Source organism: Nocardia sp. NPDC004718 (genome assembly GCF_053601535.1).
The window spans coordinates 61,556-73,826 of the sequence record NZ_JBSGCA010000024.1 but is presented as its reverse complement, the minus strand read 5'-3'; the positions used below and the strand labels follow the sequence as shown (position 1 = coordinate 73,826).

The following is a 12,271-nucleotide window of genomic DNA, read 5'->3' as shown; positions in this document are numbered from 1 at the left end:
TCATCGGATGCGCAGCGCCGTCAGCCGCCAGCCTGCCGAGCGCGTCCGGACGATCCGCGCCGCCACGGCGAAACGGCGACCGCCGCGGGCATATGCGGCGAAGACCTCGGCGGTCCTGGCATCCACGAGCGCCACGCTCACCCGGATCGGCATCGCGACGCCGAGTGCGCGACCGGGCACGAGACCGGCGTCGAGCAATGTGCGCACCGCGGCGACGACCGTGGCGTCGGCAACCGCGGCCAGTTGCGGTACGGGTCTCCTACGGTCGAGTACCTCGAGGACGATGCGCACCGCCGACTCGGCGAACCGGCGTGCCGCCGAGCGGGTTTCGTCCCCCGCCTGCGCGGAGGACGCATGACTGCGCCGCACCGCGCTACGTATCCCGGCACTCGACCGGCCGGACACGGCGCGCGGCCGAGTGCGGCAAGGTAGCGCTCGAGCGGACGCGGGATCGCGAACTTCGGCGCGCCCGCGGCTGTCCAAGGGCGGCTCCGGATTCGGAGCAGGCGCCAACCAATCGTGATATCCAGCCATGCAAATCCCTTCGAAACCCCGATGTCGAAACCCTGTGGCGCCCGATTCTGCGGACGAGACACGGGAAAACGCGCGTAGTCGGCTACCCGATTCCGCCCCGGCTAACCAGCACCCGCATCCGGCACGCGCGAAGACCGACCTAGGTTGGAGGGCAGCCCCGACCCGGAAACGGAGACCATGGATGACCGACGAGCCAGGAGTAGATGTGACCGCGCCCGGAGAATCCGCGACCCCGCGTCGCCTGGCCCGCCTCGCGCTGCTGGTATCCGCCGGAGTCCTCGCCGTGTATCTCGTGCTCGGCCAATTGATCGCGATCCTGCCGGTTTCCTGGACGATGCCGCTGCTGGACAACGCGATCGCGCAGTCGGCGGTGCTCTTGCTCGGCTCGGTCCGTGACGCGCTCGGCTCGTGGAACATGGTTCTGGCGGTGGTCGCGACCGGGCTGGCGCTCACCGCGCTTCGCTCCCGCGAGCGGGGACGGCGCCCGGCGGCCGCGGTGACCGGCGTGGCCGTCGTCGGCCTGGTGATGTCCGTCGTCACCAGCGCGACGCTGGTGTTCGCGGCGCACGACGCGGCGGGCGTCTGGGTTCCGTTCGCCCCGGTCGTCCCGTTCAGCACCGTCGGTGACGCGCCGGACGAGACCGTCACCTACGCGACCGTCGACGGGCAGCCGATCCAGGCGGATCTGTATCTGCCTGCCCCGGGAACGGCCCCGGCCCCACTGGTGGTGAGCATCCACGGCGGTGCGTTCGTCGCGGGCAGCCGCGGCACCGACGCCTACACGACCTGGCTGGCCGACAACGGATACGCCGTCCTCGACGTCGACTACCGCCTCTCCGGCGCGACCGAGCACCGCTGGGACACCGCGGACGCCGACGTCGCCTGCGCGCTGACCTGGGCCGCCGCGAACGCGCAGCGGTACAACTGGGACCTGCGGCGGATCGCCACGTTCGGCGAATCCGCGGGCGGCAATCTGGCTGTCAACGTCGCGAACAAGATCAACGCGAGCGCCTTGCGGCCCAGCTGTGGCAGCGCGGAGGAACTGCCCGAGGTGCGCGCCGCGGTCGCGCTGTACCCGGCGGTCGATCTCGCCGCTTCCGGCACCGAGACCGCGCTCGGCGTCGACGCGGCCCGGCAGTATCTCGGCGGTACGCCCGACCAGTATCCCGAGCGCTACACCGCGACGAGCTCCGCTCCGCACGTCAACGCAGCCTCCCCACCCACCCTGTTGATCCAGGGGTCCAGCGATCACCTGGTGCGCGCCGAGCACACCGCCGCCTACGCCGCCGCGCTCGAGACCGCGGGCGTCCCGCAGCGCTACGTCGAGCTGCCCTACGTGGAGCACGCCTTCGGCACCACCGAACTCGACACTGGCGCGCGGGTCACCCGCGAACTCACCAGGACCTGGCTGGCGGAATACCTGCCGTAACCAGCGTCACACCGCCGCGCGGGGAATACCCGGGCACCCCACCCGGTTCCTTTGGTTGCCATATCCACCAAATTGGGTCAGACTGAGAACGTAAGGAGGCGTCGTGCAGTTCGGAATCTTCACGGTCGGTGATGTGACGACCGACCCCACGACCGGCCGGACGCCGAGTGAGCACGAGCGCATCACCGCCATGGTGACGATCGCGCGCAAGGCCGAGGAGGTCGGTCTGGACGTGTTCGCCACCGGCGAGCACCACAACCGGCCGTTCGTGCCGTCGTCGCCGACGACGATGCTCGGCTATATCGCGGCGCGGACCGAGCGGCTCCAGCTCTCCACCGCGACGACCCTGATCACCACGAACGATCCGGTGAAGATCGCCGAGGACTTCGCGATGTTGCAGCACCTGGCCGAGGGGCGGGTGGACCTCATGCTCGGCCGCGGCAACACCGGCCCGGTCTACCCGTGGTTCGGCAAGGACATCCGCGACGGCATCCCGCTGGCCATCGAGAACTACCACCTGCTGCACCGGCTCTGGCGCGAAGACGTGGTCGACTGGGAAGGCAAATTCCGGACGCCGTTGCAGTCGTTCACCTCCACACCGCGCCCGCTGGACGACGTTCCGCCGTTCGTCTGGCACGGCTCGATCCGCAGCCCCGAGATCGCCGAGCAGGCGGCCTACTACGGCGACGGCTTCTTCGCCAACAACATCTTCTGGCCGAAAGAGCACTTCCAGCGACTGATCGGGCTGTACCGGCAGCGCTACGAGCACTACGGTCACGGCTCCGCCGACCAGGCGATCGTCGGCCTGGGCGGACAGGTGTTCATGCGCAAGAACTCCCAGGACGCGGTGCGCGAGTTCCGCCCCTACTTCGACAACGCGCCGGTGTACGGACACGGACCGTCGCTGGAGGAGTTCACCGAGCAGACCCCGCTCACCGTGGGCAGCCCGCAGCAGGTCATCGACAAGACGCTCACCTTCCGCGAAACGTTCGGCGACTACCAGCGCCAACTGTTCCTGATGGACCACGCGGGCCTTCCGCTGAAGACCGTGCTGGAGCAGCTGGACCTGCTCGGCGAGGAAGTGGTGCCGGTGCTGCGCAAGGAGTTCGCGGCCCTGCGCCCGGCGCACGTGCCGGACGCCCCGACACACGCGAGCCTGGTCGCCGCCCGCGACGCTGCCGTGGAGGCGACCCGATGACCCGCATCGCCGTCGTCTCCGCGGGCCTGTCGCAGCCCTCGTCGACCCGGCTGCTCGCCGACCGGCTCACCGCGGCCACCGCGGCGGCGCTGTCCGCGTCCGGCGCGAACGTGACCGTCGACGTGGTCGAGGTGCGCGAGCACGCGCGGGATCTGGCCGACAACCTGCTGACCGGATTCGCGCCGGCCGGGTTGCGCGCGACGCTCGACACCGTGGCGGGCGCCGACGGCCTGATCGCCGTCACGCCGATCTTCAACGCCTCCTACAGCGGCCTGTTCAAGACGTTCTTCGACGTGCTGGAACCGGACTCGCTGGCCGGAATGCCGGTGTTGCTCGGCGCGACCGGCGGCTCGGCGCGCCACTCCCTCGCGTTGGAGCACGCGCTGCGGCCGATGTTCAGCTACCTGCACGCGGTGGTCGCGCCCACCGCGGTGTACGCGGCGTCGGAAGACTGGGCCTCCGCCGCGACCGAGGGGTTGAGCTCTCGGATCGACCGCGCCGCAGCGGAATTCGCCGCCGCGCTGACCAACACGCCGCGAGCGCGTGCCACCGATCCGTACGACGACCCGGTACCGTTCGCACAGCTGCTCGGCACTCACTGATCTTCCCCCGACCGATCCCACCCCCATTCACACCCAAGTAGTTCAAATCTCAACTATGAAGGAGAACGTCATGTCGACCGGAACCACCAACGCTCTCACCGCGGGCACCTGGGCCATCGACCCCGCCCACTCCACGCTCGGCTTCTCGGTGCGCCACCTGATGGTCAGCAAGGTGCGCGGCCGCTTCACCGACTTCTCCGGCAAGCTGGTGATCGGCGAGGACGGCAGCGCCTCGGCCGAGGCCGAGATCCGGGTCGACTCGGTCACCACCGACAACGAACAGCGCGACGCCCACCTGCGCACCGCGGACTTCTTCCAGGCCGAGCAGTTCCCGGTGGCCACGTTCAAGTCCACCGGTTTCCGGGTGAACGGTGACGATTTCGTGGTGGACGGCGAATTCACCATTCGCGGTGTCACCAAGCCGGTATCGCTCGAGGTGGAGTTCCTCGGCGTCAACCCCGGCATGGGCCAGGGGCCGGTCGCGGGCTTCGAGGCCAAGACCGTGATCAACCGCCGCGACTTCGGCATCACCATCGACATGCCGCTGCCCGACGGCGGCGCGGTGATCGGCGACAAGATCACGCTCACCCTCGAGGTCGAGGTCGGCCTGCAGGCCTGATCCGCGCGGTCTCGCGGCGCGATGCCGCGGGGAGGCGTTTTCCGTCAGAACAGCGTCATGGGCTCGGCGGCGGCGGGCTCGGGCAGCGGCTCGAGCCCGGGCAGCCGGGCCCTGACCGCGTCGTGGAAACGGCGGGCCAGCTCCAGCGAGCCCGCATTGTCCGGCGTGTGCACGAACACCGTGGGCGAGCGGCCTTCACGCAGCCATTCGGCGACCGTCCCGACCCACGGCCGCCAGCCGTCGACGGTGCGCTGGACATCGTCGCGGCCGTGATAGCGCACGATCGGGTATTCGGTCAGCGCGCGCATCCTGCGCCGCACCCGCGGCTTCTTCGCGGCCGCTTCCTGTTCCGCCGTGCTGACGGGCGGACCGTCGAAAAGCACGGTGGTGTCGAACGGCACCCATTCGGCGCCGACCCTGGACAGCACGTATTCCAGCCTGCGCGCCGCCTGCTCGTCCTCGAAGAACGCGGGGTGACGCACCTCGACGGCGGCCCGGTACGAGCGCGGGAAGTCGCGCAGGAAACCGGCCAGCACACCGAGATCGGTGGGTCCGAACGAGCCCGGCAGCTGGATCCACAGGGCGTGGATGCGTTCGCCGAGCGGTTCCATCGCGGTGAGGAAGGACCGCAGCTCCTGCTCGACGCCGGTCAGCCTGCGTTCGTGGGTGATCGGCTTGGGCAGCTTGGGGACGAATCGGAACGCGGGATCGCATTGCGCCGCCCATGATTCGACTGTGCGCCGCGACGGCGTGGCGTAGAACGTCGTATTGCCTTCGACCGCGTTGCACCACGTGGCGTACCAGCGCAACCGCTCCCCCGGGGAGAGCTGCCGTTCCTGCCAGGCCGCGTGCGTCCACATCGCACATCCCACGTGAAGCCGCATGCTCTCGACGCTAACCCACGCTCCCGACACGAGCGCCGGGCACCGGACTCACCGCCGCGCCCGCTTCTTCGACCGCACCCAGCCGAAGGTCAACTCGACCGCGCGTTTCCAGTTCTCGTACTCGTCCTCCCGCAGCTCCGCGTCCATGCGCGGAACCCATTGGGCGGCAAGGCGCCAATTGTTGCGCAATCCCTCTAGGTCGGGCCAATACCCCACGGCGAGGCCCGCGGCGTACGCCGCGCCCAGTGAGACCGTCTCGGCGACGAACGGCCGCAGCACCGGAACATCCAGCACATCGGCCACGATCTGCATGAGCAGGTTGTTCGAGGTCATCCCGCCGTCCACGCGCAGTGCCGCGGCTTGCAGGCCGGAGTCGGCGTTCATCGCCTCCACCACGTCCCGGGTCTGCCAAGCGGTCGCCTCCAGCACGGCGCGCGCGATGTGGCCCTTGGTGATGTAGGAGGTCAGCCCGGCGATGAGACCGCGCGCGTCGCTGCGCCAATGCGGCGCGTACAGCCCGGAGAACGCGGGCACGACGTAGCAGCCGCCGTTGTCTTCGACGGTGCGCGCGAGGGTTTCGATCTCCGGCGCACTGGTGACCAGTCCGATGTTGTCGCGCACCCACTGCACGAGCGATCCCGTGACCGCGATCGGCCCCTCCAGCGCGTAGACCGGCTCCGGGCCGATCTGGTAGCCGATCGTGGTGAGCAGGCCGTGCTCGGAACGCACCAGGTCGCGACCGGTGTTCATCATGAGGAAGCCGCCGGTGCCGTAGGTGCACTTGGTCTCCCCACGCGCGAAACAGGTTTGGCCGAACAACGCGGCGTGCTGGTCGCCGAGGGCGGCGGCGATCGGGATGCCCGGCACCACCCGGCGCGTGTTGCCGTAGGACGCGATCGAGGGCTGGATGCGCGGCAGCATGCGGGCGGGGATGCCGAAGAACTCCAGCAGTTCGTCGTCCCAGGCGAGGGTGCGCAGGTTCATCAGAAGGGTGCGGCTGGCGTTGGTGACGTCGGTGCAATGCAGCCCGCCGTCGGGGCCTCCGGTGAGGTTCCAGATCAGCCAGGTCTCCATGGTGCCGAACAGCACCTCGCCCCGTTCCGCGCGCTCGCGCAGACCTGGCACCGAGTCCAGCATCCAGCGCAGCCGCGGCGCGGCGAAGTAGCTGGCCAGTGGCAGGCCGCACAGCTCGCGGATCCGGTCGGCGCCCGGCTTGTTCCCCAGTTCGCGGACCAGTTCCTCCGTGCGCACGTCCTGCCAGACGATGGCGCGTCCGATCGGCGTGCCGGTGCGGCGGTCCCACACCACGGTGGTCTCGCGCTGGTTGGCGATGCCGAGCGCGGCGATCCGGTCGGCCGTCACACCGGAATCCCGCAGGGCCTGCGGCACGATCCGCTCGACATTGCGCCAGATCTCCAGCGCGTCCTGCTCCGCCCAGCCCGGCCGCGGATAGTGCTGCCGGTGCGGGCGCTGCGCGACGCCGACGAGCCGGGCACGCTGGTCGAACAGGATGCACCGCGTGGAGGTGGTGCCCTGGTCGATCGCCAGCACGTAACGCTGCTTCATGCTCGGCTGCTCCTGATCGACATCGGACGGTCACCGCGGGGACGAAAGTCAGTGACTCGTACCGAGATCGCGCGACACCGCCCGTGCGGCGTCGAGCACCTGACCGACCAGCGCGGGCCGGTGCCGCAACTGGGCGTCGCAGAGCCGGTCCACCGCGCCGGTGATGCCGATGGCGCCGACCACGAGGCCACCGGGCGCCCGGATCGGCGCCGCGATACCCGCCTCGCCCGTCCGGAATTCCTCGGTGTCGCCCGCCCATCCGGCCTGCCGGACGCCGCCCAGCGCCCTGGCGAGCGCGGTGCGGTCGACCAGGGTGCGGTGTGTGAGCGGGGCCAGCTCGGCGCGGCGCGTCGTGGCGGCCAGCTCGGCGTCGTAGGCGAGCAGGACTTTGCCCAGCGCGGTGGCGTGCGGCGGCAGCAGTTCGCCGAGTTCGAGCGCCTGCTGGGTATTGTCCGGCCGGAACACGTGATGCACCACGACCACCGCGCCGTCCATCGGCGCGCCGATCCGCACCGACTCGCCCGTGCGCGCCGCCAGCGCGTCGGCCCAGTTGATCGCGCGGGAGCGCAACTCGTTCGCGTCGAGGTAGCTGGTGCCCAGGTGCAGCAGCGCCGCGCCGAGTTGGTACTTGCCGGTGGCCGGATCCTGTTCGACGAAGCCGACGCCTTGCAGCGTGCGCAGGATGCCGTGCGCGGTCGGCTTGGGCAGGTCGAGCGCGCCCGCGATGTCGCCGACGCCGAGCCGCCCGGAGCCGCGGGCCAGCAGCCGCAGAACGGCCGCCGCCCGCTCGATCGATTGGATCGCACCTGGCATATCGGGGAACCTACCCGTGTCGTGATTCGACAATGTCGAACGGCTGGTGATACCTGAGCAACATCATTGAAACCCAGTGTGAGCTGCGCCATACATCCTCCTCGCGCGTCGGACGGTAGCGTCGCCGCCTTCCGGCAACCAGTCGAGGCGTTCGACATTGTCGAACGGCAGCTGTATCCGGGTTCCGCATCCCGCCGTAGTTTCCGTTTCACGCACGGTCGCGTCCGCGACCTGCGGGGGCGAACGGAGGCTCAACGATGAACTTCGGCTCGATCTTCCTCAGTGAAGCACTCGGCACAGGCGTGCTGGTGCTGCTCGGGGTCGGCGTGGTCGCGAACGTACTGCTGGCGAAGTCCAAAGGATTGGACGGCGGCTGGCTGCTGATCAACGTGGGATGGGGGTTCGCGGTCCTGGCTGGCGTCTACGTCGCCTACAAGACCGGCGGCCATCTCAACCCCGCGGTCACCGTCGGCATCCTGTTCAGCGGGGCCGACGAGTTCGCCCCCGGCATCGCGATCTCCGGCTCGACGACACTCGCCTACCTGAGCGGCCAATTCGCCGGCGCCTTCCTCGGCGCGACCGTGGCCTACGTCGCCTACAAGCGCCACTTCGACGCCGAGACCGACCAGGAGAAGAAGCTCGCGGTGTTCGCCACCGGCCCCGCGATTCGCGCCCTGCGCTGGAACTTCGTCACCGAAGTGATCGGCACCTTCATCCTCGTCCTGGTGATCCTCACCTTCGGTCACACCCCGAGCGGGCTCGGCCCGGCCGCCGCCGCGCTCCTGGTCGTCGGCATCGGCGCCTCCCTGGGCGGGCCGACCGGATACGCCATCAACCCCGCTCGCGATCTCGGTCCGCGCATTGCGCACGCGCTGCTGCCGGTGAGCAAGCCCGCCCCCGCCGACGCGGTCCTGGTCCCCGTGGGCGCGGGTGCGCCCGCTCCGGCCGAATCGCCCGACGCCGCACCGCACGGCAAGGACTCCGACTGGGGTTACGCCTGGGTGCCGGTGCTCGGCCCGCTGCTCGGCGGCGCGCTGGCCGGACTCGCCGCGCAGTTCCTGTTCTGAATCCTTCTCTTTCCCAGCAGTTTCCCGAAAGGACCGCGATGAGCCAGTACGTCGGCGCCATCGACCAGGGCACCACGAGCACCCGCTTCATGGTGTTCGATCACGGTGGCAACGAGGTCGCCCGCCACCAACTCGAGCACGAGCAGATCCTGCCGCGCCCGGGCTGGGTGGAGCACAATCCGACCGAGATCTGGGAGCGCACCCGCGCGGTCATCCAGACCACCTTGACCAAGGCCGATCTGGTCGCGAGCGACCTGGCCGCGGTCGGCGTCACCAACCAGCGCGAGACCACGGTGGTGTGGAACCGCAAGACCGGGCGGCCGTACTGCAACGCGATCGTCTGGCAGGACACCCGCACCGACCGGATCGCCGCCGAGCTGGAACGAGCCGGGCACGGCGACATCATCCGGCGCAAGGCGGGCCTGCCGCCCGCCACCTACTTCTCCGGCGGCAAGCTGCGCTGGATCCTGGACAATGTCCCCGGGGTGGCGGAGGACGCCGAACGCGGCGACGCGCTGTTCGGCACCACCGACACCTGGCTGCTGTGGCAGCTGACCGGCGGTGTCGACGGCGGCGTGCACGTCACCGACCCGACCAACGCCAGCCGCACCATGCTGATGAACCTGGAGACCCTGGACTGGGACGACGAACTGCTGTCCCTGTTCGGGGTGCCGCGCGCGATGCTGCCCCGGATCGCTCCCTCGGCGAACCCGGCACTGTTCGGCACCACCCGCGCCGACGGACCGTTCGGCGGCGCGGTGCCGCTGGCGGGCGTGCTCGGCGACCAGCAGGCCGCCACCGTCGGACAGGTCTGCTTCCGTCCCGGCGAGGCGAAGAACACCTACGGCACCGGCAACTTCCTGCTGCTCAACACCGGCACCGAGATCGTGCGCTCGCAGCACGGCCTGCTGACCACGGTGGCCTACCAGTTGGGCGGGGAGAAGCCGGTGTACGCGCTGGAAGGTTCCATCGCGGTGACCGGCTCGGCGGTGCAGTGGCTGCGCGACCAGCTGGGCATCATCTCCGGTGCGGCGCAGAGCGAATCGCTCGCCCGGCAGGCCGAGGACAACGGCGGGGTGTATTTCGTGCCCGCGTTCTCCGGACTGTTCGCGCCGTACTGGCGCTCGGACGCGCGCGGCGCGATCGTCGGTCTGTCCCGCTACAGCACCAACGCCCATCTCGCGCGGGCGACGCTGGAATCGATCTGCTATCAGACCCGCGACGTGGTCGAGGCGATGCAGGCCGACTCCGGCGTGCGGCTGGACGTGCTGCGGGTGGACGGCGGCGTCACCGCCAACGAGCTGTGCATGCAGCTGCAGGCCGACTTCCTCGGTGTGCCGGTGTCGCGTCCGGTGGTCGCCGAGACCACCGCGCTCGGCGCGGCCTACGCGGCGGGGCTCGCGGTCGGCTTCTGGAACGACACCGACGAGCTGGAACAGAACTGGAACGAAGCCAAGCGCTGGCATCCGACCTGGTCGGAGGAACAGCGCGAGCGTGGCTACGCGCGCTGGAAGAAGGCCGTCGCCCGCACCCTCGACTGGATCGACGTCGACGAATGAGGGGCGACGCCGTCCTACCCGAATAACCCCGAAACAAGGAGAGATACCGCTGTGTCCGCACGATTGGACGCCCAGTACCGCGCCCGCGCGGTGAACGCACTCGGCGACACCGAGATCGATGTACTCGTCATCGGCGGCGGCGTGGTCGGCGCGGGCGCCGCCCTCGACGCCGCCGCACGCGGCCTCACCGTGACCCTGGTGGAGGCCAGGGACTTCGCGGCAGGCACCTCCAGCCGCTCCAGCAAGCTCATCCACGGCGGGCTGCGCTACCTGGAGCAGCTGGACTTCTGGCTGGTGCGCGAGGCGCTGAAGGAACGCGGCCTGCTGTTGCGCCGGCTGGCCCCGCACCTGGTGCGGCCGGTGTCGTTCCTGCTGCCGCTGCGGCATCGCGTCTGGGAACGCGCCTACATCGGCGCGGGCGTCGCCCTGTACGACACGATCGGCGGCGCCCGCGCCTTGCCGATGCATCGGCACCTGTCGCACACCCGCGCGCTGGAGCTGGCGCCCGCGTTGCGCGAGGACGCGCTGACCGGAGCGATCCGGTACTTCGACGCGCAGGTCGACGATGCCAGACACACGATGATGATCGCGCGCACCGCCGCTCAGCACGGCGCGACCGTGCTCACCCGCACCAAGGTGACGGCGCTGCTGCGCGACGGCGAGCGCGTCGTGGGCGCGGAGGTCACCGACCTGGAAACCGGCCGGGTGCACACGGTGCGCGCGCGCCGGGTGATCAGCGCCACCGGCGTGTGGACCGACGAGATGAACCGGATGACCGGCGTCGAGTTCCCGTTCCACGTCCGCATGTCGAAAGGCGTGCACATCCTGGTGCCGCGTCATCGCCTGCATCTGGACACCGGCCTGATCATGCGCACCGAGAAGAGCGTGCTGTTCGTCATCCCGTGGCACGGCCACTGGATCATCGGCACCACCGATACGGACTGGTCGCTGAGCAAGGACCATCCGGCCGCCAGCGACGCCGACGTGCAGTACCTGCTCGACCACGTCAACCAGGTGCTGCGCGAGCCGCTCACCCGCGACGACATCGTCGGCACTTACGCGGGGCTGCGCCCGCTGCTGTCCGGCGCGTCGGCCGACACCGCGACGCTCTCGCGGGAGCACGCGGTCGCCGAACCGGCTCCCGGTCTGTTCGTGATCGCGGGCGGCAAGTACACCACCTACCGGGTGATGGCCGCCGACGTCGTGGACGCGGCGGTGGCGGGACTGGGCCGCGCGGTCGCGCCGTCGGTGACCGAGCACCTGCCGATCCTCGGCGCGGTGGGTTACCAGGAACTCGCGGCCGATCTCGACAGCCTGGCGCAACGCGCGAGCCTGCCGCGGGCGACGGTCGAGCGCCTGCTCGGCCGCTACGGCTCGGCGATCACCGACCTGTTCGACCTGATCGCCCGCGAACCGGACCTGGGCCGTCCAATCACCGGCGCGCCGGAGTACCTCGGCGCGGAGGCGGTGTACGCGGTGACGCACGAAGGCGCGCTGCACCTGGACGACGTGCTCACCCGCCGCACCCGCGTCTCCATCGAGGCCGCCGACCGCGGTCTGGCCGCCGCGCCCGAGGTGGCCTGGCTGATCGGCGCGCACCTCGGCTGGGACGCCGCCGCCACCGAGCGGGAGATCACCCGGTACCGCGAGCGGGTGCGCGCCGAATTGGCCGCCAATCAGGCGGCCGACGACGAATCCGCCAACGCGGCCCGTATGGTCGCCATCGCTTGAGCGCGGTCGCGTGGCACGGTTTCCGCGTGGAACCGTGCCACGCCGTGCTCACCGGTCCATTCCGCCGTGGCCGCGCGGGGTCGACTCGTCGGTCTCGAGCTGCTCACCGGCGGGGTGCTCGTCGGCGTGCGTCGGTTTGGTGTGCTCCTCGGCGAAATCCGCGTCCTGCTGCATCGACTCCGCCGTTTCGGGATCGATATTCGGTGTGCTCATACCCAGCGCGTACCCGCGACCATCGCGTCGACGCAGTCCACATGCTCCGGACCTGG

Annotated in this window: 12 protein-coding genes; 7 read left to right on the top strand and 5 right to left on the bottom strand. The window is 70.2% G+C overall.

The window, feature by feature from the left end; all coding sequences use genetic code 11:
- Positions 1–369, bottom strand: coding sequence for an Rv3235 family protein (locus ACWEH3_RS19705; protein ID WP_450020018.1), 369 nt, complete (start codon positions 367–369; stop codon positions 1–3).
- Between the two features lie 346 nt (positions 370–715).
- On the opposite strand from ACWEH3_RS19705, the gene ACWEH3_RS19700 reads away from it, so the two are divergent.
- From ACWEH3_RS19700 to ACWEH3_RS19685, 4 genes are all read left to right on the top strand, one after another.
- Positions 716–1,963 (top strand): alpha/beta hydrolase, encoded by a 1,248-nt coding sequence (locus ACWEH3_RS19700; RefSeq protein WP_450020016.1) that lies wholly within the window; start codon positions 716–718, stop codon positions 1,961–1,963.
- A 103-nt stretch (positions 1,964–2,066) separates the two neighbouring features.
- Positions 2,067–3,161 carry an LLM class flavin-dependent oxidoreductase gene (locus tag ACWEH3_RS19695; RefSeq protein WP_450020014.1) on the top strand — a complete coding sequence of 365 codons (1,095 nt, stop codon included), beginning with the start codon at positions 2,067–2,069 and terminating at the stop codon, positions 3,159–3,161.
- On the top strand, positions 3,158–3,763 hold the full coding sequence (locus tag ACWEH3_RS19690; protein WP_450020012.1) for an FMN reductase: 606 nt from the start codon (positions 3,158–3,160) through the stop codon (positions 3,761–3,763). The genes ACWEH3_RS19695 and ACWEH3_RS19690 overlap by 4 nt, the downstream gene beginning before the upstream one ends.
- Positions 3,764–3,833: 70 nt before the next feature.
- Positions 3,834–4,382 (top strand): YceI family protein, encoded by a 549-nt coding sequence (locus ACWEH3_RS19685; RefSeq protein WP_397077069.1) that lies wholly within the window; start codon positions 3,834–3,836, stop codon positions 4,380–4,382.
- Positions 4,383–4,426: 44 nt separating this feature from the next.
- Here the strand turns inward: ACWEH3_RS19685 and ACWEH3_RS19680 are convergent, their stop codons facing one another.
- Genes ACWEH3_RS19680 through ACWEH3_RS19670 form a run of 3 tightly spaced genes read right to left on the bottom strand, consistent with a single transcriptional unit; the run spans position 4,427 to position 7,645 of the window.
- A complete protein-coding gene (locus ACWEH3_RS19680; protein ID WP_450020009.1) occupies positions 4,427–5,266 on the bottom strand; it encodes a DUF72 domain-containing protein in 840 nt (279 codons plus the stop codon).
- 48 nt (positions 5,267–5,314) lie between these two features.
- Positions 5,315–6,832, bottom strand: a complete 1,518-nt coding sequence (glpK, locus tag ACWEH3_RS19675) for a glycerol kinase GlpK (RefSeq protein ID WP_450020007.1) — start codon at positions 6,830–6,832, stop codon at positions 5,315–5,317.
- A gap of 48 nt (positions 6,833–6,880) precedes the next feature.
- Complete coding sequence (locus ACWEH3_RS19670) at positions 6,881–7,645, bottom strand: IclR family transcriptional regulator (protein WP_379254154.1); 765 nt, start codon at positions 7,643–7,645, stop codon at positions 6,881–6,883.
- Positions 7,646–7,902: 257 nt separating this feature from the next.
- On the opposite strand from ACWEH3_RS19670, the gene ACWEH3_RS19665 reads away from it, so the two are divergent.
- From ACWEH3_RS19665 to glpD, 3 genes are read left to right on the top strand one after another with little or no spacing between them, the layout of a single operon-like run.
- Positions 7,903–8,712 (top strand): MIP/aquaporin family protein, encoded by an 810-nt coding sequence (locus tag ACWEH3_RS19665; RefSeq protein ID WP_450020005.1) that lies wholly within the window; start codon positions 7,903–7,905, stop codon positions 8,710–8,712.
- Positions 8,713–8,750: 38 nt separating this feature from the next.
- Complete coding sequence (gene glpK / locus ACWEH3_RS19660; protein ID WP_450020003.1) at positions 8,751–10,271, top strand: glycerol kinase GlpK; 1,521 nt, start codon at positions 8,751–8,753, stop codon at positions 10,269–10,271.
- Positions 10,272–10,322: 51 nt separating this feature from the next.
- Positions 10,323–12,002 carry a glycerol-3-phosphate dehydrogenase gene (gene glpD, locus ACWEH3_RS19655; protein WP_450020001.1) on the top strand — a complete coding sequence of 560 codons (1,680 nt, stop codon included), beginning with the start codon at positions 10,323–10,325 and terminating at the stop codon, positions 12,000–12,002.
- A gap of 48 nt (positions 12,003–12,050) precedes the next feature.
- Here glpD and ACWEH3_RS19650 read toward each other — a convergent pair whose 3' ends face one another.
- Positions 12,051–12,215, bottom strand: coding sequence for a hypothetical protein (locus ACWEH3_RS19650; RefSeq protein WP_355075720.1), 165 nt, complete (start codon positions 12,213–12,215; stop codon positions 12,051–12,053).
- Positions 12,216–12,271 lie beyond the last annotated feature (56 nt).

Coding starts and splice junctions, on each gene's coding strand:
- ACWEH3_RS19700 (WP_450020016.1), top strand. CDS start 716: ATGACCGACGAGCCAGGAGTAGATGTGACCGCGCCCGGAGAATCCGCG.
- ACWEH3_RS19690 (WP_450020012.1), top strand. CDS start 3,158: ATGACCCGCATCGCCGTCGTCTCCGCGGGCCTGTCGCAGCCCTCGTCG.
- ACWEH3_RS19685 (WP_397077069.1), top strand. CDS start 3,834: ATGTCGACCGGAACCACCAACGCTCTCACCGCGGGCACCTGGGCCATC.
- ACWEH3_RS19680 (WP_450020009.1), bottom strand. CDS start 5,266: ATGCGGCTTCACGTGGGATGTGCGATGTGGACGCACGCGGCCTGGCAG.
- glpK (WP_450020007.1), bottom strand. CDS start 6,832: ATGAAGCAGCGTTACGTGCTGGCGATCGACCAGGGCACCACCTCCACG.
- ACWEH3_RS19670 (WP_379254154.1), bottom strand. CDS start 7,645: ATGCCAGGTGCGATCCAATCGATCGAGCGGGCGGCGGCCGTTCTGCGG.
- ACWEH3_RS19665 (WP_450020005.1), top strand. CDS start 7,903: ATGAACTTCGGCTCGATCTTCCTCAGTGAAGCACTCGGCACAGGCGTG.
- glpK (WP_450020003.1), top strand. CDS start 8,751: ATGAGCCAGTACGTCGGCGCCATCGACCAGGGCACCACGAGCACCCGC.
- ACWEH3_RS19650 (WP_355075720.1), bottom strand. CDS start 12,215: ATGAGCACACCGAATATCGATCCCGAAACGGCGGAGTCGATGCAGCAG.